Raw genomic sequence first — 22,722 nt, 5'->3', positions numbered from 1 at the left:
TCGTACGGGCACCGGCGCGCACGGAGGTTCCGTCCGCCCGCTACCAGCAAGTAGAGTTCGGCATTCCCCTTAGCCGTCCGATACCTCCCGTATCGCCTGGAACGAACTGGTGGCCGCATGACAGTCCGGACCAGCCCCGCGCTGTGGTGGCGCATGGGCATCGTGCTCTCGGCGGGCCTCGGCCTGTCCCTCGGGGCGGCGTCGCTGGTGTACTTCACCGTGCAGAGCAACGTGATCGTGCTCGGCTACTTCATCGGCGCGGTGTACTGGATGGTCGAGCGCGACACCGTGGACGCGCCCGCGCCCCGGCTGCGCGGCGCCGCCACGCTGTACATCCTGATCACCGGGCTGGTCTCGCACATCCTGCTCCAGCACGGCGCCAACCCGCTGCCCGGGCTGGTCGGCGGGCCGGACCGGCTGGCGCACTGGTCGTCCTTCTTCCTGCACTACGTGACGCCGGTGATGGTGCTCGTCGACTGGCTGCTGCTGAAGCCCCGCAACGCGGCGGCCTGGAAGGACATCCCGCTCTGGCTGGCCTTCCCGCTCGGCTACGCGGCGATCGTGCTCGCCCGCAACGCGCTGTTCGCCGACTTCCCGACGCCGTACCCGTACTTCTTCTTCGACCCGACCACCAAGGGCTACGGCTACGTCTGGGGCCAGATCGCCCAGCTGACCGTCGAGTTCGTCGTGCTCGCCGCACTCGTCGTCGGGCTGGACCGGCTGGGCACCCTGGTCGCGGCCAGGCTCAGGCCCGCGAGGGCATGAGAACCGCGGCGGCCGGCCCCGGACAGGCCCAGGACCTCAGATCCGCCAGGCGCGGATCCGGTCGGCCGCCGCGTACACGTCCGCCCGACCGTCGGCGATGTCGCGGGCCAGCTCGACCAGCGCCCCGTACGGCGGGTCGATCCCCTCCCCGGCCGCGTGCATGTACGCGGCCGTCGTCATGCAGGCGTACAGGTTGTTGCGCACCGGGAGCGGGCGCAGCAGCACGATGGTGTGCATCAGGGTGGCCGCGCACCAGGCGGGGTCGGCGTCGTGGCCGAGCTGGGCGGTGTTCACCCGGTGCCGGGCCACGGCGGCCTGCAGCGCCGAGTAGTCCCGCACGCTGAGGTCCTCCGGGGAGGCCAGTTCCTGCACGTCGAGCAGCCAGCGCAGGTCGACGTGCAGGAGTGTCACGCCCTCGTCCCTCACCGCGCTCCGACCCTCACCGAGCCAGGTCCCGACACCGCGCCGCCCCCCTCACGCGGCGGGCGCGTCCTCCGGGAACGCGGCGTCGAACTCCGCCTGGTGCGCCTTCCAGAACGCCACGGCGTGGTCCACGAACACCCGGCGCTGCTGCTCCCGCACGCTCAGGTCGTGGACGTACGCCTTCACGCTCTTGCCGTCCGCGGCGGCGGCCTCGCGGATCGCAGCGAGTTCGTGCTCCGTGTACTCGATGTTGAGCGCTGGCATGTCACCGATGGTACTGCAGCGTACGGAAGTTGGGACCAGGGCGAGAGGTGGCCCTGCCCAACTGACCGCCCCACCGGCGCCCGCGCCGGGTGCGACGCCGACCGCCGCACCGGCGCCCGCGCCACACCCCGCTACATCGGATCCACCCCCGTCAGTTCGCCGTCCAGCTCCAGCCACCTGGTCAGCCCCAGACCGCGCAGGAACGGCAGGTCGTGGCTGACCACGATCAGCGCGCCCTGGTAGGCGGCCAGTGCCTGGGTGAGCTGGCGGACGCTGGCGAGGTCCAGGTTGTTGGTCGGCTCGTCGAGCAGCAGCAGCTGCGGCGGCGGGTCGGCCAGCAGCAGGGCGGCCAGCGTCGCCCGGAACCGCTCGCCGCCGGACAGGGTGCCGGCCGGCTGGTCCGCCCGGGCGCCGCGGAACAGGAAGCGGGCGAGCCGGGCGCGGATCGCGTTGTCCCCGGCGGCCGGGGCGAACAGCTTGACGTTCTGCGCGACGGTCAGTTCGTCGTCCAGCAGGTCGAGCCGCTGCGGCAGGTAGCGCGAGGAGACCGGGGTGGTGATCTCTCCCTCCAGCGGGGCGAGTTCGCCCGCGATGGTGCGCAGCAGGGTGGTCTTGCCGGAGCCGTTGCGCCCGACCAGTGCGATCCGCTCGGGGCCGCGCAGGTCGAGGTCGGCGGTGGCGCCGCAGGGCAGCCTGACCTTCTGCAGGGTGAGCACGGTGCGCCCGGCCGGCACGGCGGTACGCGGCAGGTCGATCCGGATCTCGGCGTCGTCGCGCACGGCCTCCTCGGCGGCGGTGAGCCGCTGTTTGGCCTCCTCCAGTCGCTCGGTGTGCATGCCGGTCAGCCGGCCCGCCGTCTCCTGGCCCTTGCGCTTGAGCATCCCGGCGAAGATGTGCGGGTCGTTACGGGTGACCGAGCGCTTCTTGCCGTAACTGGCGCTGCGCTCCAGCTTGGTGCGGGCGTCCACCAAGTCCCGCTTCTGGCGCTGGACGTCGGCCTCGGCGTTGCGCAGCAGCCGCTCGGCCGTCTCCTGCTGGGCGGCGAGGGTGCGCTCGTACTCGGCGAAGTTACCGCCGTACCAGGTGACTTCGCCGCCCCGAAGGTCGGCGATCTGGTCGACGTACTGGAGCAGCTCGCGGTCATGGCTGACGATCAGCATGACGCCGTTCCAGCCGGCCACCGTCTCGTAGAGCCGCTCGCGGGCGGCCCGGTCGAGGTTGTTGGTGGGCTCGTCGAGCAGCAGGACGTCGGGGCGACGCAGCAGCAGGGCGGCGAGCCGCAGCAACACCGCCTCGCCGCCGGAGAGTTCACCGGTGGTGCGGTCGAGGCCGAGGCCGTGCAGGCCGAGCCGGTCGAGGGTGGCGCGGGCGCGCTCCTCGACGTCCCAGTCCTCGCCGACGGCGTCGAAGTGCCGCTGGTCGGTGTCGCCGGACTCGATGGCGTGCAGGGCCTCGCGGGCGGCCCGGATGCCGAGCGCCTCGTCGACCCGCAGCCCGGTGTCGAGCGTCAAGCCCTGGGGCAGGTAGCCGAGTTCGCCCTCGACCCGGACGGTGCCGCCGGTGGGGGTGAGGTCGCCGGCGATCAGCCGCAACAGGGTGGACTTGCCGGCGCCGTTGAGCCCGATCAGTCCGGTGCGGCCGGGGCCGACGGCGAGGTGGAAGCCGTCCAGGACGGGCTTGCCGTCGGGCCACTCGAACGTGAGGTCGGTGCAGAGGACGGCGGTGGTGGGTTGTGCCATGTAGGGCCTCCCGGATGGTTGCTGAAAGGGGTGGTGAGCAACACGGGGAGACACCGCGGGTGCGGAACCGGAACGGCCTGAGGACAGGGAGCGCGGCAAAGCGCCACGGGGCCGTGACTGAGGTCGCACACTCGCACACCGCGCTACGGCAGCAGAGCCTGCGCGGCGGGGCGGTGTCCCGGGACCTCAGTAGAGCAACGGCCTTCTCCTTGTCTGGCTGATGACGTGCTCCACGGTAGGGAGGTCGACGGACGCGTGCAACCCATTTACCCCGGCCCCGGTTTCCGCGCCCCGGACGGAGGACAGGTGCCGATCCGGTGCCGATCCGGTGACAGCCCCGTACCGGCCGGGGGCGGATGTAAGGAGTTCCTTATCCGCATGGCAGACTCCTCACCTGCCGTACCTGCGGCCCCCGGGGCCGCACCCGCGGAACGGGCCGTATGGCGGTAGTCAACAGGGGGAATTGAACTCATGTCACCGATATCCCGGTCGAGCCGTGCTGTCCTGGGCGCCTCCGTCGCCGCGCTGACCATGGTGGTCGCCACCGGCTGCGGGCCGGACAACAGCGACCCGGCCGGAGCCGAGACCGCGGCTCCCAGCGTCGCGGCCAGCGCCTCCGGCAAGCCGGGCGCGGCCCCGATCAAGCTTCCGACGCTCGAAGAGCTGAAGACCTGGAAGCTCGAGGACTGGGACAAGTGGGCCCAGGCGAACGTCATCACCCCGGCGGCCAAGGGCTACTGGACCCTGCAGAAGCTCCTGAACGCCAAGCCCAAGCCGCTGCCGCAGGCGCCCACTCAGGGCCCGACGCAGGCGCCGGCCCAGCCGACCGCGGCGCCGACCGGCGCCGCCCCGGCCCAGCCCACCGCCGCCCAGCCGCCGACCGGGCCGGACCAGCTGCCCGCCATGGTCCCGGCGAAGCCCGTGGCGCACCCGTTCCCGAAGAACATGCACGTCAACGGCAAGATCTTCTTCAAGGACGGCAACGACGACTACGTGTGCTCCGGCACCGTCGTCTCCGACCCGGCCAACCCCGGCAAGAGCAACCTGGTGTGGACCGCGAGCCACTGCCTGCACGGCGGCAAGGGCAACAAGTACTACACCGACATCACCTTCGCCCCGGCCTTCAACAGCAACGGCGTGCTGAGCAACGGCAACAAGCAGAAGTCCAAGCTGGAGGACGCCGAGCCGTACGGCGAGTGGGGCGCCACCGCCGGCATGGTCTCGCCGCAGTGGACCGCCGAGGCCGACCCGGAGCACGGCGGCCCGTGGAGCCAGTACGACTTCGGCATCATCAAGGTCGCCAACCCCGACCCGAACGGCAAGTCGCTGGAGGAGACCGTCGGCGGCTCGGTGCCGCTGTGGTTCAACGCCCCGCGTGACCAGCTGTCCGCCGTCTCCAACTACGGCTTCCCGGAGGGCAAGCCCTTCGACGGCGTCGAGCTGGAGCACTGCGACGGCGGCAAGCCGGCCGCGAAGGCCGGCGTCCCGGACCGCCCGGCGATGCTGATGATCGGCTGCAACATGACCGGCGGCAGCAGCGGCGGCGGCTGGTACGCCACCAAGGACGGCAAGCCGGCCCTGGTCAGCGACACCTCCATCGGCAACGGCGCCAACACCTACGAGGCCGGCCCGTACCTGGAGGACGTCGCGGCGCACATGTTCGACTACTTCTCCAAGAAGGCCAAGTGAGCCGCTGAACCGGCGACCCGCTGAGTGATCGGCCCCGGGGGCCGCGGCTGCTGGAACGCAGCCGCGGCCCCCGGGCCTTTCCGGCCCACCGCCCACTCCCCGGTCGCGGGCTTTTCCGGTGCCGACCCCGCTCCTCCTACAATCGGCCACATCATGAGCGCCACACTCGTAGTCAAGGACCTCAGCGCCGGCCACGGCGAACGCACCCTCTTCTCCGGCCTGGACCTGGTCGTCGCCCCCGGCGACGTGATCGGCCTGGTCGGCGTGAACGGCGCCGGGAAATCGACCCTGCTGCGCCTGCTGGCGGGCCTGGACACCCCCGAGGCCGGTTCGCTGCGGCTCAGCCCGGCGAGCGCCAACATCGGCCACCTGCCGCAGGAGCCGGAGCGGCGCCCGGGCGAGTCGGTGCGCGACTTCCTGGCCCGGCGCACCGGCGTGGCGGCCGCGCAGGCCGCGCTGGACGAGGCCACCGAGGGCCTGGTCGAGGGCCGGGCGGGCGCCGACGACGCGTACGCGGCGAGCCTGGACCGCTGGCTGGACCTCGGCGGCGCCGACCTGGAGGAGCGGGCCGAGGAGGTCGCCGACTCGCTCGGGCTGAAGGTCTCGCTCGACCTGCCGATGACGGCGCTCTCCGGCGGCCAGGCCGCCCGCGCGGGCCTGGCCTCGCTGCTGCTCTCCCGCTACGACGTGTTCCTGCTGGACGAGCCCACCAACGACCTCGACCTGGACGGCCTGGAGCGGCTGGAGGCCTTCGTCAAGGGCCTGCGCGCCGGCACCGTGCTGATCAGCCACGACCGCGAGTTCCTGGCCCGCACCGTCACCAAGGTGCTGGAGCTGGACCTGCACCAGCAGCAGGTCAACCTGTACGGCGGCGGCTACGAGGCGTACCTGGAGGAGCGGGCGGTGGCCCGCCGGCACGCCCGCGAGGAGTACGAGGAATACGCCGACACCAAGGCCTCGTTGGAGGCCCGGGCGCAGATGCAGCGCAACTGGATGGAGCACGGCGTCCGCAACGCCCGCCGCAAGGGCGGCGACAACGACAAGAAGGCCCGCGCCACCCGCGCCGAGTCCACCGAGAAGCAGGCCTCCAAGGCCCGGCAGACCCAGCGGATGATCGAGCGGCTGGACGTGGTCGAGGAGCCGCGCAAGGAGTGGGAGCTGCGGATGGAGATCGCCACCGCGCCACGCTCCGGCTCGGTGGTCGCCACCCTGCGCGGGGCCATCGCCCGGCGCGGCGACTTCGGCTTCGGCCCGGTGGACCTGCAGATCGACTGGGCCGACCGGGTCGCCATCACCGGCGCCAACGGCGCGGGCAAGTCCACGCTGCTGGCGGCCCTGCTCGGCCGGCTGGAACTCGACGGCGGCAGCGCCGTGTTGGGCTCGGGCGTGGTGGTCGGCGAGGTGGACCAGGCGCGCGGGCTGTTCTTGGGCGGCGAGCCGCTGGCGGAGGCCTTCGCGGCCGCCGTACCGGAGCTCACGCCGGAGGAGGTGCGCACCCTGCTGGCCAAGTTCGGGCTCAAGGCCGTGCACGTGCTGCGCCCGGCCGCCACCCTCTCCCCCGGCGAGCGCACCCGGGCCGCGCTGGCGCTGCTCCAGGCGCGCGGGGTCAACCTGCTCGTGCTGGACGAGCCCACCAACCACCTGGACCTGCCGGCGATCGAGCAGTTGGAGTCCGCGCTCGGCTCGTACACCGGCACCCTGCTGCTGGTCACCCACGACCGGCGGATGCTGGACACCGTGGCGGTGAACCGGCGGATCGAGGTCCGGGACGGGCGGGTGCACGAGCTCTAGCCACCCCGGACCCACCCCGGACCGGCCGCAGACCCGCCCCGGACCCACCCCGGACCGGCCGCGGACCAGCCCCGGACCGGCCCCGGATTGGTCTCGACCTCTTCCCGGAGCGACCGTCATGTGCTGTGCTGTCGGCCATGGTTGACAGCACAGGCAGTGCGATGGCCGGGACGCCGTACCCGAGCGTCCCGCTCACCCCGATGACGGTGCCGGCCCACGAGGCCGAGGCCCGCGGCAAGGCCTTCCACGACGTGATGGCGCGGCGCCGGACCGTCCGCGACTACTCCACCCGCCCGATCCCGGACGGGGTGGTGGAGTGGGCGGTCCGCACCGCGAGCACCGCGCCCAGCGGCGCGCACGTCCAGCCCTGGCGGTTCGTGGTGATCACCGACCCGGAGCGCAAGCGGCGGCTGCGCGAGGCGGCCGAGGCCGAGGAGCGCGAGTTCTACGACCACCGGGCCTCGGCGGAGTGGCTGGCCGCGCTGGCGCCGATCGGCACCGACTGGCGGAAGCCGTTCCTGGAGGACGCGCCCGCCGTGATCGTGGTGTTCGAGGTGCACAAGGGGCCGCAGTCGCCGCGGCCGTACTACACCAAGGAGTCGGTGGGGATCGCGGTCGGGCTGCTGCTGGCCTCGCTGCACCAGGCCGGGCTGGCCACGCTGACCCACACCCCGAGCCCGATGCGGTTCCTCAACGAGGTGTGCGACCGCCCGGCGGAGGAGCGGGCCGCCTACGTGATCCCGGTCGGCTACCCCGCCGAGGGGGCGCGCGTGCCGGATCTGCGGCGCAAGGAGCTCGACGAAGTGCTGGTCCGGCTCTGACGCGCCGGGGCGACGCCGGGTGCGCCGCGGCCGGGCCACGGCCGCCGGTTCCGGATGGTGACAGGTCCGGGCCAAGGACATAATCGCCGCCATGAGCCAAGCCCAGCCACGGTCCTGTGACCCCCCGGAGGTCACCACCGGGCGGCCGCCCGAGCTGCTGCGGCTGCCCGGCGGCCTCCGGCTGCACCGCCGCCGCAGCACCCACGCGGCGGCGCTGAACAAGGCCGTCCGCGCCAACCTGGACCATCTGCGGCCCTGGATGGAGTGGGCGGCCGAGGCCCCCACCCGGGCACGGACCACCGAGCTGACCCTGGCCGGCACCGCCGCCTGGGAGGCCGGGACCGACTTCATGTACCTGGCCGAGCTGGACGCCGAACCCGGCCGGGTGGTCGGCGCCCTCGGGCTGCACGGGCGGATCGGCCCGGGCGCGCTGGAGATCGGCTACTGGGTCGCCGCCCGGCACGTCGGCCGCGGCATCGCCACCGCCGGGGCGGGGGCGCTGACCGAGGCCGCACTGGCACTGCCCGGGATCGCGCGGGTGGAGATCCGCTGCGACCAGGCGAACGGCGCCAGCGCGGCCGTCCCGCGCAAGCTCGGCTACCGGCTGGACCGGGTCGCCGAGGCCACCGTCCGGGCTCCCGGGGAGACCGGACGGCAGCTGGTGTGGGTCATGGAGCGCTGACCGTACGGGCCGAGCGGGCCGAGCGCCGGCCCCGGCAGGTGCGGCGCCGGACCGTCAGGCGTAGCGCCCGCCCTCCGCGGCCGGCAGCGCGTCCAGCTCGGCCAGGTCGGCCGCCGAGAGCTCGACCCCGGCCGCGGCCACGTTGTCCGCCAGGTAGCGCGGCGTCTTGGTGCCCGGGATCGGGAAGACGTACCGGCCCTGCGCCAGCACCCAGGCCAGCGCGATCTGCGCGGGGGTGGCGCCGATCCGCTCGGCGATCTCCCTGACCTTGGCGACCAGCGCCAGGTTGGCCTTCAGCGCGTCCTGCTGGAAGCGCGGCAGCCCGCGGCGGAAGTCGTCCTCGGGCAGCTCGTCGAAGGAGGAGATGCTGCCGGTCAGGAAGCCGCGGCCGAGCGGCGAGTACGGCAGGAAGGCGATGCCCTGCTGCTCGGTGTACGGCAGCACGTCGTCCAGCACGTCCCGGGTCCACAGCGACAGCTCGGACTGCACCGAGGCCACCGGGTGCACCGACTGGGCCCGCTTGATCTCCTCGACGGTCACCTCGGAGAGGCCGATCCGGCGCACCTTGCCGGCCTGGACGGTCTCGGCGAGCGCGCCCCAGGTCTCCTCGATCGGGACGTTCGGGTCGACCCGGTGCAGCTGGTAGAGGTCGACGTGGTCGGTGCGCAGGCGGCGCAGGCTGTCGTCGATCGAGCGGCGCACGTGCTCGGGGCTGCCGTCGCGGGCGCCCGACCCGCCGATCTGGCCGGGGACGATGCCCACCTTGGTGGCCAGGAAGGCGCGCTCGCGGTGCGGTCCGGCCAGCGCGGCGCCGACCAGTTCCTCGTTGGTGAAGGGGCCGTACATGTCGGCGGTGTCGATCAGGGTGACCCCGAGGTCCAGCGCCTGGCGGATCACCCCGACCGACTTCTCGTCGTCGCGGTTCTGCACGTCGTAGGCGAAGGTCATCCCCATGCAGCCGAGGCCGATGACGCCGACCTCAGGGCCGTCGCTGCCGAACGAGGCTTTGCGCATGCCAGTTCTCCGATTCGATGTCCGTGGGTTGTTCAACCCCTCCAGCTTTCACCTTCGAGTGCACTCAAGGTCAAGTCCGACGCGGAGTTGGCTTGACCCAGTCCCCGAACCCGCCGTCGAGCACCAGCTCCGCGAGCCGCGCGTAGCCGCCCGCGCCCGGGTGGGCGCCGTCCGCCGCCTCGGCCTCGGCCGTCCAGGTCGGGTCCTCGGCCAGTGCCTCGGTGACGTCGACGAACGGGACGCCGGACGAGGCGCAGAGCTCGGCCATCGCGGGGACGAGCCGCAGCAGCCGCGCCAGGTGGTCCGAGCCCAAACCGACCACCGGCGGCGGGCCGACCACCAGGGCGGCGGTGCCGCGCTCGCGGGCGCCGTCGAGCAGGGCGGCGAGGTTGGCCAGGGTGTCCGGATGCGCGACCCGGGGCGCTCCGCCCTCCGTCACCGCGTCGTTGGCGCCGAAGGAGAGCACCAGCCGGTGGTCGGCCCCGGGCAGGGTGCGGGCCTCGACCTCCGCCCAGCAGCGCTGCCGCACCTGCGCCGACGTCTGGCGCCGGACACCGAGGTTGAAGGCGGTGGCGTGCGGCGCGGCGGCCTGGAGCACCCGGCCGACCCAGCCGCGGAACTCCGGGTCGCCGAGGCCCTGGACGAAGGAGTCGCCGAGGAAGCAGATCCGCGGGCCGTCGAAGGGGTCACCTGGCGTTCGTATGGTCATCAGGCCACCGTAGGGGTGCGAGCGGGGCGCGCGCCTCCGCTTTCACCACCGGCCCCCGGGACCGGGCGGTCGGCCCAGGGGGCTCACCCCCGAACGGGAAAACCTTCGCCCCCGGACGGTCCGCCGAGCCCACGGCAGCCGACCGTCCGACAAACCGGCGCGTCGGAGCCCGCTCCCACACGCCCCGCACCACCGGGCGCCGCCCGTCCGATCTTGGCATGGCGCGCCGGGACGGTCGACGCTCTGTACACAGCCGACCACCTCGGCCCGTCACCACGGAAGTTGGGGAAGAAATGTCGATCTCGCGCACCCGCGTCGCCGCCCTCGCCCTGTTCGTCGCCACCAGCACCGCGCTGGCCGTCCCGGCCCAGGCCGCCGGCGGACACCGCGCGCTCAGCCACTTCGACGACGGCAGCTTCGAGTCGCCCAAGGCCCCGGCGGGCGGCTTCACCGAGCTGGTCGCCGGCCAGAACATCGGTCCCTGGACGGTCACCAACGGTAGTGTCGACCTGATCGGCGCCGGCTTCTGGCAGGCCGCCGAGGGCGACCAGTCCGTCGACCTCAACGGCGCCGACTCCGGCACCATCGCCCAGACCTTCACCACCGTCCCCGGCACCACCTACTCGGTGACCTACGCCCTGGCCGGCAACCCCGCCGGCGGAGTCGCCCTGCGCACCGGCAAAGCGCTCATCGACGGGCAGGACTTCCAGGACTTCTCCTTCGACATCACCGGCAAGACCAGGACCGCCATGGGTTACGTCGGGCGGCAGTTCAGCTTCGTCGCGCAGAACTCCTCGACCACGCTGACCTTCCAGAGCACCGTGGGCGGCGCGTACGGGCCGGTGCTGGACAACGTGCAGGTGAAGGAGTGCAAGCCCTGCTGCGGCTGACCCCGAGCGCTTGGCCTCCCCCGGAACACAGGCGCCTACGAGGCGTCGCCCGTCGGTGCCGCCGCCTGGCTGAGGAGTCGGGACGCCAACTCCTCAGCCAGCCGTGCGGCGTGGCCGCGCCGACGGCGGGCCAGGGCCAGGCCCAGGTGGCGGCGGGGACCGGGCTCGGCGAGCGGGAGGGCGACCAGCTCCGGGTGCCGGGTCAGGCCGATCTCGGGGATCAGGGCGATCCCGATGCCGGCCCGGACGAGGGACTGGGCGAAGTCGTAGTCCGTCGCGGTGCAGGAGATCCGCAGCTCGACGCCGGCCAGGGCGGCGTGGCGGGCGAGCTGGCCGGCGGACTTGCGGCAGCCCAGGATCCAGCGCTGGTCGGCGAGTTCGGCCAGGTGCGGGGGCTCGGGCCGGGCCCGGTAGCGGGCCGCGGCCGGGTGGCGGCGCGGCAGGACGACCCGCAGCGGGTCCTCGCCCAGCGCGGTCCAGTCCAGGCCGGAGCGGTCGCCGGGCCGGGCGGGCGGCGGACCGTCGAGGTGGTAGGCGAGGGCGAGGTCGGCCCGGCCCTCGCGGACGGCGGGCAGGCTCTCCTCCGGTTCCGCCTCCAGGATCGTCAGCTCCACCTCCGGGTGGTCGGCGACGAATCCGGCCAGGGCGGAGGGCAGCAGCCGTCGGCCGCCGCTGGCGAAGGCGGCGACGGTCAGGGCGGTGCGCACGGCGGTCAGCTTCTCGATGCGCTGCTGGGTGTCGGCCAGTTCGGCGGCGATCGCGTCGGCCGCCTCCACCAGCAGCCGCCCCGCGTCGGTGAGCGTGACACCGCGCGTGGAGCGCTCGACCGCGGGCGCGCCGAGGCCGCGCTCCAGTGCGGCGATCTGCTGCGAGACCGCCGAGGGTGTGCAGTGCAGCGCCACGGCCGCCCGGTTGAAGCTGCCGCAGCGGGCGACCTCCCGCAGCACCGCGAGCCGCTGAACGTCGATCAACAGTTCTCCTAATGACGGGGCGTCCACATCGACACTACCGCTATCGAGCCGGGCCCGGCAGGCTGATCACCGAGAACGGACGGCGCCGGACCAGGGAGGGATCGCGAGCAGTGGACGTGTGCGTGATCGGAGGCAGCCGCTACTTCGGGAGACGGCTGATCGAGGACCTGCGGGACGCGGGCGCGACGGTGACCGTCGTCAACCGCGGCTCGACCCCCGCACCCCGGGGCGTGACCCACCTGCGCGCCGACCGCGACGACGAGAGCGCGCTGCACGCGGCCCTCGCCGACCGGCGCTTCGACACCGTCGTCGACCAAGTCTGCTACACGCCCCTCCAAGCGGCCGTCGCCGCCCGGGTCTTCGCCGGCCGCACCCCGCGCTACCTGCTGACCTCCACGGTCGAGGTCTACGCCCACCTCGGCCGCCCCGGTGGGCCGCCCCTCGCGGAGGAAGCGGTGGACCTGTCGGCCCAGCCGGTGGACCTGCGACTCCCCTGGACGGAGCCGGCGTTCCAGGAGGCCCACTACGGCGAGGGCAAGCGTCAGGCGGAGGCCCTGCTCACCCGACAGGCGCCCTTCGACGTCGCCACCGTGCGCACCGCGCACGTCCTCGGCGGCGCCGACTTCACCGGACGGCTGGCGCACCACGTGGAGCGGATCGAGCGCGGCCTGCCGGTGGCCGTCCACCCCGCGCCGCAGAGCGCCTCCTTCATCCACGAGGCGGAGATCGCCCGGTTCCTGGGCTGGGCCGCGACGGCCGGCTTCACCGGGGCCGTCAACGCGGCCTCCCACGGAACGCTGGACGTACGCGAGTTGTGCGCGGCGATCGGCCGCGAGCTGGGCACCGAGCCGGTGCTGACGGAAGGGACCGGTGAGCCGCTCTCACCGTTCTCCTTCGACCGCTGCTACGCGATGGACACCGGCCGGGCGGCCCGCCTCGGCTTCCGCTTCTCCCCGATCACCGACTGGCTGCCCCAGGCCGTCAAGGAGTCCCGCCGATGACGCCCGCTCCCGCTCTGCCCGTCGCCACCCGTGCCACCCGCACCATCGGCGGCATCGCGGTGAGCGCCGTCGGCCTCGGCGCGATGCCGCTGTCCGTCGAGGGCCGCCCCGACCAGGACCAGGCCGTCCACACGATTCACGCCGCCCTCGAAGCGGGCGTGACGCTGATCGACACCGCCGACAGCTACCACTGGCACGCCGGTGAACTCGGCCACAACGAACGCCTCATCGCCCGCGCGCTCGCCGCCCACGGCAGCGGCACGGACGAGGTGCTGGTCGCCACCAAGGGCGGGCGGGGCCGCCCCGGCGACGGCACGTGGACCGTCAACGGCGACCCCCGCCACCTGCGCCGCGCCGCCGAGGCCTCGGCGCAGCGGCTCGGCGTGGCGGCCATCGGCCTCTACCAGCTCCACAAGCCGGACCCGGCCGTCCCCTTCACCGACTCCGTCGGCGCGCTGCGCGACCTCGCGGACGCCGGAACCATCCGGATGGTCGGCCTCTCCAACGTGGACTGCGAGCAGATCCGCACCGCCCGGGAGATCCTCGGCCCGCGCCTGGTCTCGGTACAGAACCGCTTCTCCCCCGCTCACCCCGCCACCCGCGACACCCTCGACCTGTGCACCGAACTCGGCCTGGCCTTCCTGCCCTGGAGCCCGCTCGGCGGGATCTCGCCCAGCGCCGTCGACGACCCGGGCACCGGCACCCCGGCCTCGGACACGCCCTTCCACACCCTCGCCCGCACCCACGGCGTCAGCCCGCAGCGGGTCTGCCTCGCCTGGCACCTGGCACAGTCCCCCGCCGTCATCCCGATCCCGGGCGCACGCCGCCCGGCCTCCGTTCGCGACTCGGCCGCGGCGGGGGAACTCACCCTCTCGGCACAGGAGCTGGCGGAACTGACCCACCGTCCTTAAACCCGCTGTCCTGTCCGGATGAGGTTGTCAGATAGCAACGCGCTGACCAGCTACGGGACAACTTCATCCGGACGGTCAGGCGTGGGTGTCCGGATGAAGTTGGTCATCAGCGGTCGAAGGGTGCTCAGCGTCCGGCCGAAGTTGGCCTCCGGGCCGGCGATCCTGTCGCGCAATGGCGCCTGTGAAGGCCCCAGGTGTGGGCCGTCGGTTGCTACAAGCTGGGACAGTTGGCAAACGTATATTCGTCCGCGATGTTGAACACGCTGGCACAGCGCGGGCATTCGCCGTTGCCGAAGAGATAAGTGATTCCGCTGGCGAGTGCCTCTTGCCCGTCCCGGACGGCCGTCTCGTGCATCCATAGGCCAATCCCGGAAAGCCCCTCGGGGGACGCCGGCCGCAGATCGCGTCGGTCGACGTCCCCGAGGTTCCAGTCCCGGATTGCCGAGTAGCGCCCGTAGTTGCCGATGGCGATCGTCACCTCAGCATCGCAGTGGGGGCAGGCCAGGTGGTAGAAGTCGTCGGTGAAGTCCCCCAAGCCAGCGCTCCAGTGGTACTGCTCCTTGGCCGCCAGCAGATCGAGGAACGCCGCGAGGTAGTCACCCGGCCGCGACTTCAGGTACAGGTCCAACAGCACACGGAACTCAGCGATCGTGTCGGCGCAGTCCGCGAACTGACGGTCACAGCCATGGTCTCCTGCCGCGCACTGCACGATCGTCCCGGCCAGTGCACGTGCCCGTAGGTTGCTCGACGCGAGCTGCACCAGGCGAGAGAGGGCTGCGAAGCTGGCGGGGAAGACAAGGTCGCTCTCCAGGCACAGCCGGTATCCAAGTTCCTTCCACGCTTCGGCATCGTCCTCGCGCTCGACGCGTTCCAGGAGTTCGGGAACGCGATCAACATCCCCGTAGCAGTCGTGCATCTGTGTCCAGTCCACCACACCGGCAGTCAACCGCTCGGGGGTGCCGGGGTGAATCCGCTCCGTCTCGCCAGGCTGTTCGTGCACCAGTCAGCTCTCCTGGTGGTCAGTCGGCGGGATCGGCCGGTGCCATTCGCTCTCCGGCGGCACGCCGTCCGGCCAGGCGAAGCGCAACTCGCCGTTCATCGCGGCAACCACCCACTGGGCAAGGGTGACGCCTTGCGGCCAACAATCTCCCTCTGCGTTGGACCACATCGCGCCGTCCGGGTCTCGGAAGTCGATCATCGACCACATCGTGCAGCCCCAGTCGTAGAGCGGCACCACTCCGGCGGGCACTCCCCCAGTGGGGTCCGGCCCGTGCTCATAGGCTTCTGCGATGTGTTCGTGCCACTGCCCCACGTCGACCGATAGGACCCCGTCGACGGGCCCGAAGCCGCCGTTGGAAATCTCGGTGTAGAGGCGTCGCAGAAGCGCGGGGAAGACGAACCCGATGACGCGTTCCGCTTCGGCGATGGCCTCTGGCGGGGCGGGCGGGGGTGCCTGCCGTTCCCGAGCGATCTTTCGGCAGGCTTCGATGATCTCGTCGTCCGTCACCGAGCGATCGTAGGGGCTGACTCGGACAGTTGAGGTCGCCAGGGTTCCACGGGCAGATCAGGCTGTCTCGCTGTCGCACTCGATGGAGATGAGCTGGACACCCTCGCGGCGGCACACTGCCCGACAGTGGCCCGGCCAGACTCTGCTCACCGACCTGAACCACCAGGGCCGCGCGTCCGACCACGAGCCGGCGGCCACCGGTGTCCAGCTTCTGCGGTCGGCTAGGCCGGGAGGAAGAAGCCGGTGATGTCGGCGAGGCGCCCGTCCTCGTGGTGGCGGGCGGTGCTGATGCCGGTCGACGCGGTCTCGCCCTGCCCGCCGAGCTGGGTCCAGCGGGCGAGGGAGCGGTCGTGGTGCTCCAGCACCTCGTCGATGCGGAACCGGTGGCCGGGGAAGGCCGCGGCGAATCCGGTCATATAGGCGGCGAGTTCGGTCAGGCCGGTGGCCTCGGTCCCGGGGTCGCGGTAGGCGACCTCGTCCACCGCGACCGCGCCGAGGGCGGCGATCCGGTCGGCGGGGTCGGCCGACCAGCAGGCGGCGTAGTCGTTCCAGAGCCGCTGGGTGTCACTCATGGTCGTCCTGCTTTCGTACGGTCCTCAGAGAGCCGATCGACGCCATCGCGCCGTCGGTGACGCTGTGCAATGTGGTGCGGGGCAGGCTGGCCCGGACGAGCACCAGCAGGCCCTGGTAGAGCGCGAGCAGGTGTGCTGCCGTGGTCGCGACGTCGAGGTCCGGCGGTGTGTCGCCGCGGTGCCGGGCGCGGGTCAGCGCGTCGGCGAAGCCGCCTTCGATCACTGCCAGGCCGTGGTGCACGCCGGCGGCGGTCTCAGGGAGGGTGAAGGACTCGACGGCGGTGTTGGTGAGCAGGCAGCCCGGGTCGGGCTCGGCGCCGGTCTCGATCGCCGAGGTGAAGAACGAGCGGATGCCAGCCAGAGGGTCCGCCGGCTCCAGCAGGTGGACCCGGACCCGGCCCTGCACCACCCGCTCGTTGTAGGCGTCCAGGGCGGCGTGGAACAGGCCGTCCTTGCTCTGGAAGGTCCGGTAGAGGCTCCCCGGGTGCAGTCCGGTGGCCTCTTCGATGTCCCGCAGTGAGGCGCCGAGGTAGCCCCGGTGGCGGAAGAGCCGCATGGCTGAGGCCAGCACCTCGTCCTGGTCCCAGAGCTGTCTGCGCCCCATCTCGACCTCCGTAGTTGAACGATTGCTCACAAAAATAGCACGACCTGGTCCAATGCGGTATCCCCGTGAACCGGCGATCAGGTGGGGCCCGGAGTCGGCGCTGGCCGGCCTTTCAGCGGGCGACAGCCGGCGCCAGGTTGAATCAGTGCGAAAGCCCGCTCACAGGGGTGCTCGGTGAGATCGGCAGCGACCCAGCCAGCCGGCGGAACTCCGGCACGGCCAGGTCGATCGGGTTGGGCGTGGAGTCGACCACTCACACGTCATCGCTCCACAGCGCGGTACCGCGGGCCAGGGCCCGGACGACCTGCTGGGTGTCGCAAGGGCGTCCATCTCAGTCCTCACAAACCGAGCCTGGACACCCTCGTGCTGTCTCCGCAGCTATCCATTGGAATCAGTCATCTAGAGCCGGACGGATCGGCGAATCTGGACAACTTGAGCCGGACAAGGCCAGGTTCACCCGGACGGGACACACGCGGACAGGACACGTCCTTAAACCCGCCCTAAAACCTGCCCTCGGTGGGCTTTCGGAAGTCGGGAAGTGCTTGACGTGCACAGCTGGTCTAGTCCAGTTTGATCCTCAGCACCGCGCTCCTCCCCCGCACCGCGCCAGCCCCCACGCTGCCGCCCGCCCCGCGTCTGCCCACCTTCGCGGCGCGGGCGGCCCACCGTCCCCGAGAGGCACCCCCCATGCCCAGCGCGCTCCAGCACGCCCCCACGCACCGCCGGCCAGCCGGCCGGACCAAACTGCTGAGCCTCGCCGCCGCCACCGTGCTCGCGGCCGGCGGCCTGGCCGCCCTCGCCGGGAACGCCGGCGCCGCCGACGGCAACCTGCTCGCCAACGCCGGGTTCGAGAGCGGCACGCTCGACCCGTGGAGCTGTTCCGACGGAACCGGCAGCGTTATCAACTCCGGTGTGCACAGCGGGAACTACGCGCTCAAGGGGGCGGCGAGCGCGAGCGACACCGCGCAGTGCTCCCAGGCCGTGAGCGTCCAACCGAACACCACGTACAACCTCAGCGCCTGGGTGCAGGGGCAGTACGTCTACCTCGGCGCGACCGGCAGCGGCGTCACCGACCCGGCCACCTGGACCGTCGGCGGCCCCAACTGGCGGCAGCTGTCGACCAGTTTCACCACCGGCCCGAGCACCACCAGCGTCACCGTCTACCTGCACGGCTGGTACGGGCAGGGCGCCTACCTGGCCGACGACATCACCCTCACCGGCCCCGGCGGCGGCAGCCCCAGCACCCCGCCGACCACCGGCACCCCCACGGGCACACCCACCGGCGGCCCGGGCACCCCGCCGCCGAGCGTCCCGCTGCCGGTCGCCCCGTACATCGACATGGGCGCCTGGCCCACCCCGGCCATGCCCGACATGGCCAAGGCCGGCGGCGTCAAGGGCTACACCATGGGCTTCGTCACCGGCGTCGGCTGCAAGGCCAGCTGGTTCAACGCCTATGACCCGCGCACCGGCTGGGCCAAGGAGCAGGTCGACGCGCTGCGCGCGGCCGGCGGCGACGTCAAGCTCTCGTTCGGCGGCGCCAGCGGCACTGAACTCGCCGCCGCCTGCGGCTCGGTGGACTCGCTGTTCGCCGAGTACGACGCGGTCGTCAACGCCTACGGCCTGCGCTACGTCGACTACGACATCGAGGGCGCGGCGATCGCCGACACCACCTCCAACGACCGCCGCTCCGCCGCGCTCGCCAAGCTCCAGCAGGCCCACCCCGGCCTGAAGGTCTCGCTCACCCTGCCCGTCCTGCCCGAGGGCCTGACCAGCGAGGGCGTCGCGATCGTCAAGTCCGCCCGCGACGCCGGGGTCGACCTCGACCTGGTCAACATCATGGCGATGGACTACTACCGCTCCGGCACCGACTACGGCAACGCCGCCGTCCAGGCCGCGCAGTCGCTCTTCGGCCAGCTCAAGGCGCTCTATCCGGCGAAGACCGACGCCCAGCTGTGGGCCATGGTCGGGGTCACCCCGATGATCGGCTCGAACGACGACCACCAGATCTACAACCAGGCCGCCGCCCAGCAGTTGGTGACCTTCGCCAAGCAGAACCACCTCGGCCTGCTGGCCTTCTGGGACGCCACCCGGGACGCCAACGCCTGCACCGGCGGCTCGCTGTCGAAGTGCACCAACATCCCGCAGCAGCCGTACGAGTTCGCGAAGATCTTCAGCCAGTACGCTGGCTGATCCCGGTGTCCGAGGTGCCGGTGGGTCGGGGGGCCGCCGGCACCTCGGCGCGTTCCGGCGAGGAGCCGTCAGGTGTCCGAAAACCGCATGTGACACCATCCGTTCGCCCGGGAACCATCTAGCATTCGGTGATGCCGTCCGCACGGACGGTAGTCGTTCCCCGTATCGAATGATGGGAGTCCCCGTGCGCCGTCGTCTCCTGCGCGCCGCCCTCGCCTGCTCCGCCGCCCTGGGCCTGGCCGCGGCCACCGCGCCCGCCGTCCACGCCGATCCGGCGGCGGTGCGCTGCCCCCGGGGGTACTTCTGCCTCTTCGAGGGACCGCACGAGACCGGGCGCGTGCTGCTCTCCGAGAACGCGCACGTCACGAAGGACGGCTTCCAACTGCGCGACTTCGACGACATCGAGCCGCCGATCCGCCCGCTCTCCGTCCACAACCCGCTCCCGGACGACTTCGGCTGCATCATCCGGCTGAACGACCAGCCGCACTTCGCCGGGCAGGAGCAAGAGGTCTCCGGGTTCGGCAACCACGAACTCAACGGCAGCCGGGTGGCCTCGGTCACCACCGACTGCGGCTGAGAACCCCGCCGCGGCTAAGCCCGCGGAAATTGGCATCCCGTCCTCCCGGACCGTCGATTACAGTCCCTCAAACCTGTACGGCACGAGGGGGCGGACATGACGGTCCGGGACGACCACGACCAGCTCAACACGAACTTTCCGACCGGCGACGCCGCCTGCGCGGCGGGCCTCACCCCCGAGGAACTCGCCGCGTTCAGCCACACCCTCGGCCGGCTGCGCGCACTCCCCTCCCACGACCGCACCCGACTGCACGCCGAGCGCCAGCTCAGCTCCTTCGTCATGGAGAGCCGCAAGCGCCGCCGCCAGGAGGCCAAGCAGGCCGTCCGGCAGGCCGACGCCGAGCTGCTCGCCACCACCGCCACCGGCGGCCGGCACCGTCGAGAGGACGCGCCGCTCGCGCCGACCACCGGAGGACCGGTCGGCGAACTGCAGATCCCGCGCCGCTGCTACGTCTGCAAACAGACTTACCGCCAGGTCGACGGCTTCTACCACATGCTCTGCCCGGACTGCGCGGCCGACAATACCGCCCGCCGGGCCCTCAGCACCGACCTGCGCGGGCGCCGCGCGCTGCTCACCGGCGGGCGGGTGAAGATCGGCTTCCAGCTCGCGCTGATGCTGCTGCGGGACGGCGCCGAGCTGATCACCACCAGCCGTTTCCCACAGGACACCGTCCGCCGCTTCCGCGCCGCCGAGGACAGCGAGCAGTGGTGGGAGCGGCTGACCGTGGTCGGCATCGACCTCCGCGACCCGCGCCAGGTCCTGGGGCTGGCCGAGGAGTTGCGGGCGGACGGCCGCCCGCTGGACATCCTGGTCAACAACGCCGCGCAGACCCTGCGCCGCCCACCGCAGTCGTACGCCCTGCTGGCGGCGGGCGAGTCCACCGCGCTGCCCGCGGCCGACCGCCGGGCGATCACCCATGCCCCCGGCTTCCGGCCGCTCTCCGGCGCCGCCGCCCAACTTCCGGCGGGCGCCGGGTCCTTGCTGGACTTCACCGACGAGGCCGGACTGCTGCCCGATCTCGCCCCCGCCAACTCCTGGTCCGCCACGCTCGGTTCGCTCGACCCGGCGGAGGTACTGGAGACCCAGCTGGTCAACGCCCTGGCTCCGGCCCTGCTCTGCGACCGGCTGCTGCCGCTGCTGCTCGCCTCCCCGCGCCCCGCCCGCTACATCGTCAACGTCACGGCGGTGGAGGGCCGGTTCACGGTCCGCAACAAGACCGCGCGCCACCCGCACACCAACATGGCCAAGGCCGCGCTCAACATGCTCACCCGCACCAGCGCGGCGGAGCTCGCCACCCGGGGCGTGCACATGTGCGCCGTCGACACCGGCTGGATCACCGACGAGAACCCGGCCCCGAAGAAGACCCGGATCGCCGCCCAGGGATTCCGCACTCCGCTGGACATCGTGGACGGCGCGGCCCGGGTGTACGACCCGATCGTGCGCGGCGAGGCGGGACACCCGGTGTCGGGGGTGTTCCTCAAGGACTACCGGGTGGCGGAGTGGTGACGGCTCAGGTGTCGTAGCAGCCGTCCCAGGGAGCCCTGGCCGCCGTCGCAGCGCCCGATGGTGTCGGTGCGGCAGCCGGGCTCGTGCCGGATCGGGATCAGGTCGGGAACGTCCATGGCCGAACCGTACGGGTGACCTGTGACAACGGCCCGGCCCGGGAGCGATTCCCGGGCCGGGCCGTGCGGTGTGTTCAGGTGTGCTCAGGTGTGCTCAGCGACCGGTGGGCAGGTTGGCCCCGCCGGTGCAGTCGAGGACGATGCCGGTGACGAAGGTGTTCGCCGCCAGCATGTGGATCGCCCGGGCGACGTCCTCGGGGCGGCCGACCCGGCCGACCGGGGTGGTGGCGGCGAGGCCGTCGAAGAGCGCGGTGCGCTGCTCGGCGGGGACGCGGTCCCACCACGGGGTGTCGACGACGCCGGGCGAGACGGCGTTGACCCGCAGCGGGGCGAGTTCGACGGCCAGCGGCGGGACCATCGCCTCCAGGGCGCCGTTGATAGCGGCCAGGCCGGCGGTGCCGGGGATGGCGGCGCGGGCGGAGGCGGCGGTGATCAGGGTGACCGAGCCGTCCTCACGCAGGTGCGGCAGCGCCGACTGCAGGACCTGGACCTGCGGCCAGAACTTGGCGTTGAAGCCGGCGGCGAGGTCGGCCAGGTCGAGCTGGGCGAACGGGCCGCTGCCGGCCGCGCCGCTGACCGCGACCACCAGGTGGTCGACGCTGCCGAGTTCGGCGAAGAAGGCCGCGATGGCGGCCGGGTCGGTCGCGTCCACCTGCTGACCGGTGGTCTTGCCGCCGATCCGGGTGACGGCGGCGTCCAGCTTCCCGCGGTCGCGGCCGGTGATCACGACCTCGGCGCCGTCCGCCGCGAAGGCGGTGGCGGCCGCCTCGCCGATGCCGGAGCTGCCGCCCATCACGACGACGCGCTGTCCGGCGAAGAGGTTCGATGCAGTGCTCATGGTGCTGGGCCCTTCCGGCTTGGTCGAGTTCTTGTCGAGACCGCTGGTTCCGGTAATGATATTTGCCGAGACTGCTAGTCTTGTCAAGCGGGCAGGAAGAAAGGGACACCACGATGAGCGAGATCAACCCCCAGGCCGAGCAGAGCCCGTCCACGCGCCCGTCCACGCGCCCGCACACCGGACGCCGCCGCAACGAGGCCGCCCACCGCGCGATCCTGGACGCCGCGTTGCTCCTGCTCGCCGAGTCCGACGGCACGCCCGTCACCGTCGACGCGATCGCCCGCACGGCGGGCGTCGGCAAGCAGACCGTCTACCGCTGGTGGCCCTCCAAGGGCGCCGTCCTGCTCGACGCCCTCACCGACCGCGCCGACCAGGACGTCCCCGGCCCGGACACCGGCGCCCTGCGCACCGACCTGCGCGCCTTCATCGCCAGCACCTTCGACGCCGCCCAGCGCGGCACCACCGCCTCCGCGCTGCGCACCCTCACCCGCGAGGCCGCCCGCGACCCGCACCTGGCCGAGCTGATGCAGAGCTTCACCGCCACCCGCCGGAGCGAGCTGCGCGAGCTCCTCTCCCGGGGGCGCGAGCGCGGCGAACTGGCCGGGGACGCCGACCTGGACCTGATCGTGGACCAGGTCTACGGGGTGTTCTGGTACCGCTTCCTGCTCGGGCACCGCCCGTTGGACGGCGCCGTCGCCGAGCGGCTGGCCGACTCCCTGGTCGCCGGGAACGCCACCGGGAACGCCGCCGGGAACGCCGAGGTCTAGCCGAGAACAGCGAGGTCTGGCCGAGCTCGCTCCGCCGCCGCACCAGCGGCAGGTACACCTCGTCCACGATCTCCACCGGGACGTCGTCGGGCGCGGTCGGCACACCGCGCACGACGAACTCGTTGCCTACGCCGCCGTCCCGCTGGAGCGTGTCGACTGGACGCCCTTCGACGTCGTCCCCCTCGACCGCTACCGCTCCGCCGAGACCGCCGACCGCTTCGCCGACGGCGTCCGCGACCCCCCTGGGGCCCGGAGGAGGCCTTCACGACGGTCGGCGAGTACTTCCGGACGCACTGATACTGGCACCGGCGGAAGCCTGACACCCACGGAAGTGCGGGAAGTCGGCGGGGCCGACTTCCCGCGCACGCTGGAGGG

Annotated in this window: 24 protein-coding genes; 12 read left to right on the top strand and 12 right to left on the bottom strand. The window is 72.4% G+C overall.

Annotation, left to right across the window (positions count from 1 at the left end; translation table 11 throughout):
- Positions 1-117: 117 nt before the first annotated feature.
- On the top strand, positions 118-765 hold the full coding sequence (locus ACZ3UD_RS02005; RefSeq protein ID WP_465581216.1) for a Pr6Pr family membrane protein: 648 nt from the start codon (positions 118-120) through the stop codon (positions 763-765).
- Between the two features lie 36 nt (positions 766-801).
- Here the strand turns inward: ACZ3UD_RS02005 and ACZ3UD_RS02000 are convergent, their stop codons facing one another.
- From ACZ3UD_RS02000 to ACZ3UD_RS01990, 3 genes are all read right to left on the bottom strand, one after another.
- Positions 802-1,176 (bottom strand): toxin Doc, encoded by a 375-nt coding sequence (locus tag ACZ3UD_RS02000; RefSeq protein ID WP_465581213.1) that lies wholly within the window; start codon positions 1,174-1,176, stop codon positions 802-804.
- 63 nt (positions 1,177-1,239) lie between these two features.
- Positions 1,240-1,452 carry a hypothetical protein gene (locus ACZ3UD_RS01995; RefSeq protein ID WP_355673825.1) on the bottom strand — a complete coding sequence of 71 codons (213 nt, stop codon included), beginning with the start codon at positions 1,450-1,452 and terminating at the stop codon, positions 1,240-1,242.
- A 131-nt stretch (positions 1,453-1,583) separates the two neighbouring features.
- Positions 1,584-3,191, bottom strand: a complete 1,608-nt coding sequence (locus tag ACZ3UD_RS01990; protein WP_465581210.1) for an ABC-F family ATP-binding cassette domain-containing protein — start codon at positions 3,189-3,191, stop codon at positions 1,584-1,586.
- Positions 3,192-3,662: 471 nt separating this feature from the next.
- On the opposite strand from ACZ3UD_RS01990, the gene ACZ3UD_RS01985 reads away from it, so the two are divergent.
- From ACZ3UD_RS01985 to ACZ3UD_RS01970, 4 genes are all read left to right on the top strand, one after another.
- On the top strand, positions 3,663-4,880 hold the full coding sequence (locus ACZ3UD_RS01985; protein ID WP_465581208.1) for a trypsin-like serine peptidase: 1,218 nt from the start codon (positions 3,663-3,665) through the stop codon (positions 4,878-4,880).
- Positions 4,881-5,033: 153 nt separating this feature from the next.
- Entirely contained in the window at positions 5,034-6,671 is a 1,638-nt protein-coding gene (locus ACZ3UD_RS01980; protein WP_465581206.1) for an ABC-F family ATP-binding cassette domain-containing protein, read from the top strand.
- 137 nt (positions 6,672-6,808) lie between these two features.
- Positions 6,809-7,492 carry a nitroreductase family protein gene (locus ACZ3UD_RS01975; RefSeq protein WP_465581204.1) on the top strand — a complete coding sequence of 228 codons (684 nt, stop codon included), beginning with the start codon at positions 6,809-6,811 and terminating at the stop codon, positions 7,490-7,492.
- 91 nt (positions 7,493-7,583) lie between these two features.
- A complete protein-coding gene (locus tag ACZ3UD_RS01970) occupies positions 7,584-8,174 on the top strand; it encodes a GNAT family N-acetyltransferase (RefSeq protein WP_465581202.1) in 591 nt (196 codons plus the stop codon).
- 54 nt (positions 8,175-8,228) lie between these two features.
- Here the strand turns inward: ACZ3UD_RS01970 and ACZ3UD_RS01965 are convergent, their stop codons facing one another.
- Both ACZ3UD_RS01965 and ACZ3UD_RS01960 read right to left on the bottom strand, forming a co-directional pair.
- On the bottom strand, positions 8,229-9,188 hold the full coding sequence (locus ACZ3UD_RS01965; protein ID WP_465581200.1) for an aldo/keto reductase: 960 nt from the start codon (positions 9,186-9,188) through the stop codon (positions 8,229-8,231).
- A gap of 70 nt (positions 9,189-9,258) precedes the next feature.
- Positions 9,259-9,897 carry a GDSL-type esterase/lipase family protein gene (locus tag ACZ3UD_RS01960; RefSeq protein WP_465581197.1) on the bottom strand — a complete coding sequence of 213 codons (639 nt, stop codon included), beginning with the start codon at positions 9,895-9,897 and terminating at the stop codon, positions 9,259-9,261.
- 293 nt (positions 9,898-10,190) lie between these two features.
- On the opposite strand from ACZ3UD_RS01960, the gene ACZ3UD_RS01955 reads away from it, so the two are divergent.
- Positions 10,191-10,787 (top strand): choice-of-anchor C family protein, encoded by a 597-nt coding sequence (locus ACZ3UD_RS01955; RefSeq protein WP_465581194.1) that lies wholly within the window; start codon positions 10,191-10,193, stop codon positions 10,785-10,787.
- Positions 10,788-10,822: 35 nt separating this feature from the next.
- On the opposite strand, the gene ACZ3UD_RS01950 is transcribed toward ACZ3UD_RS01955, so the two are convergent.
- Positions 10,823-11,758 carry a LysR family transcriptional regulator gene (locus ACZ3UD_RS01950; protein ID WP_465581192.1) on the bottom strand — a complete coding sequence of 312 codons (936 nt, stop codon included), beginning with the start codon at positions 11,756-11,758 and terminating at the stop codon, positions 10,823-10,825.
- Between the two features lie 122 nt (positions 11,759-11,880).
- Between ACZ3UD_RS01950 and ACZ3UD_RS01945 the strand changes: the two genes are divergently transcribed.
- Together ACZ3UD_RS01945 and ACZ3UD_RS01940 are read left to right on the top strand one after the other, a co-directional pair.
- The gene (locus ACZ3UD_RS01945) at positions 11,881-12,759 is read left to right on the top strand and encodes an NAD-dependent epimerase/dehydratase family protein (RefSeq protein ID WP_465581189.1); all 879 of its coding nucleotides are present in this window, start codon (positions 11,881-11,883) and stop codon (positions 12,757-12,759) included.
- A complete protein-coding gene (locus ACZ3UD_RS01940) occupies positions 12,756-13,670 on the top strand; it encodes an aldo/keto reductase (protein WP_465581187.1) in 915 nt (304 codons plus the stop codon). Before ACZ3UD_RS01945 ends, ACZ3UD_RS01940 begins: the two co-directional genes overlap by 4 nt.
- Positions 13,671-13,881: 211 nt before the next feature.
- Here ACZ3UD_RS01940 and ACZ3UD_RS01935 read toward each other — a convergent pair whose 3' ends face one another.
- The 4 genes from ACZ3UD_RS01935 to ACZ3UD_RS01920 form a co-directional block, all read right to left on the bottom strand.
- On the bottom strand, positions 13,882-14,670 hold the full coding sequence (locus ACZ3UD_RS01935; RefSeq protein ID WP_465581184.1) for a hypothetical protein: 789 nt from the start codon (positions 14,668-14,670) through the stop codon (positions 13,882-13,884).
- A gap of 3 nt (positions 14,671-14,673) precedes the next feature.
- The gene (locus ACZ3UD_RS01930; RefSeq protein ID WP_465581182.1) at positions 14,674-15,177 is read right to left on the bottom strand and encodes an SMI1/KNR4 family protein; all 504 of its coding nucleotides are present in this window, start codon (positions 15,175-15,177) and stop codon (positions 14,674-14,676) included.
- Positions 15,178-15,398: 221 nt separating this feature from the next.
- The gene (locus ACZ3UD_RS01925; RefSeq protein WP_465581180.1) at positions 15,399-15,749 is read right to left on the bottom strand and encodes a nuclear transport factor 2 family protein; all 351 of its coding nucleotides are present in this window, start codon (positions 15,747-15,749) and stop codon (positions 15,399-15,401) included.
- Positions 15,742-16,353: a TetR/AcrR family transcriptional regulator gene (locus tag ACZ3UD_RS01920; RefSeq protein WP_391493837.1), complete on the bottom strand. Its 612-nt coding sequence runs from the start codon at positions 16,351-16,353 to the stop codon at positions 15,742-15,744. The genes ACZ3UD_RS01925 and ACZ3UD_RS01920 overlap by 8 nt, the downstream gene beginning before the upstream one ends.
- 687 nt (positions 16,354-17,040) lie before the next feature.
- Here ACZ3UD_RS01920 and ACZ3UD_RS01915 point away from each other — a divergent pair.
- The 3 genes from ACZ3UD_RS01915 to ACZ3UD_RS01905 all read left to right on the top strand — a co-directional run bounded on the left by ACZ3UD_RS01915 (position 17,041) and on the right by ACZ3UD_RS01905 (position 20,626).
- Positions 17,041-18,543 carry a carbohydrate binding domain-containing protein gene (locus ACZ3UD_RS01915; RefSeq protein ID WP_465581177.1) on the top strand — a complete coding sequence of 501 codons (1,503 nt, stop codon included), beginning with the start codon at positions 17,041-17,043 and terminating at the stop codon, positions 18,541-18,543.
- 184 nt (positions 18,544-18,727) lie between these two features.
- Entirely contained in the window at positions 18,728-19,120 is a 393-nt protein-coding gene (locus ACZ3UD_RS01910; protein ID WP_465581175.1) for a peptidase inhibitor family I36 protein, read from the top strand.
- Between the two features lie 96 nt (positions 19,121-19,216).
- Entirely contained in the window at positions 19,217-20,626 is a 1,410-nt protein-coding gene (locus tag ACZ3UD_RS01905) for an SDR family NAD(P)-dependent oxidoreductase (RefSeq protein ID WP_465581173.1), read from the top strand.
- On the opposite strand, the gene ACZ3UD_RS01900 is transcribed toward ACZ3UD_RS01905, so the two are convergent.
- Together ACZ3UD_RS01900 and ACZ3UD_RS01895 are read right to left on the bottom strand one after the other, a co-directional pair.
- Positions 20,605-20,742: a hypothetical protein gene (locus ACZ3UD_RS01900; protein WP_465581171.1), complete on the bottom strand. Its 138-nt coding sequence runs from the start codon at positions 20,740-20,742 to the stop codon at positions 20,605-20,607. The genes ACZ3UD_RS01905 and ACZ3UD_RS01900 overlap by 22 nt on opposite strands.
- A 94-nt stretch (positions 20,743-20,836) precedes the next feature.
- Complete coding sequence (locus ACZ3UD_RS01895) at positions 20,837-21,580, bottom strand: SDR family oxidoreductase (protein ID WP_465581168.1); 744 nt, start codon at positions 21,578-21,580, stop codon at positions 20,837-20,839.
- Positions 21,581-21,693: 113 nt separating this feature from the next.
- Between ACZ3UD_RS01895 and ACZ3UD_RS01890 the strand changes: the two genes are divergently transcribed.
- Positions 21,694-22,347, top strand: coding sequence for a TetR/AcrR family transcriptional regulator (locus tag ACZ3UD_RS01890; protein ID WP_465581166.1), 654 nt, complete (start codon positions 21,694-21,696; stop codon positions 22,345-22,347).
- Positions 22,348-22,722: the final 375 nt, after the last annotated feature.

This window comes from Kitasatospora sp. NPDC023118 (genome assembly GCF_055560875.1).
Note: the sequence above shows the minus strand (reverse complement) of the source record. Positions and strands in the feature narration are given on the sequence as shown.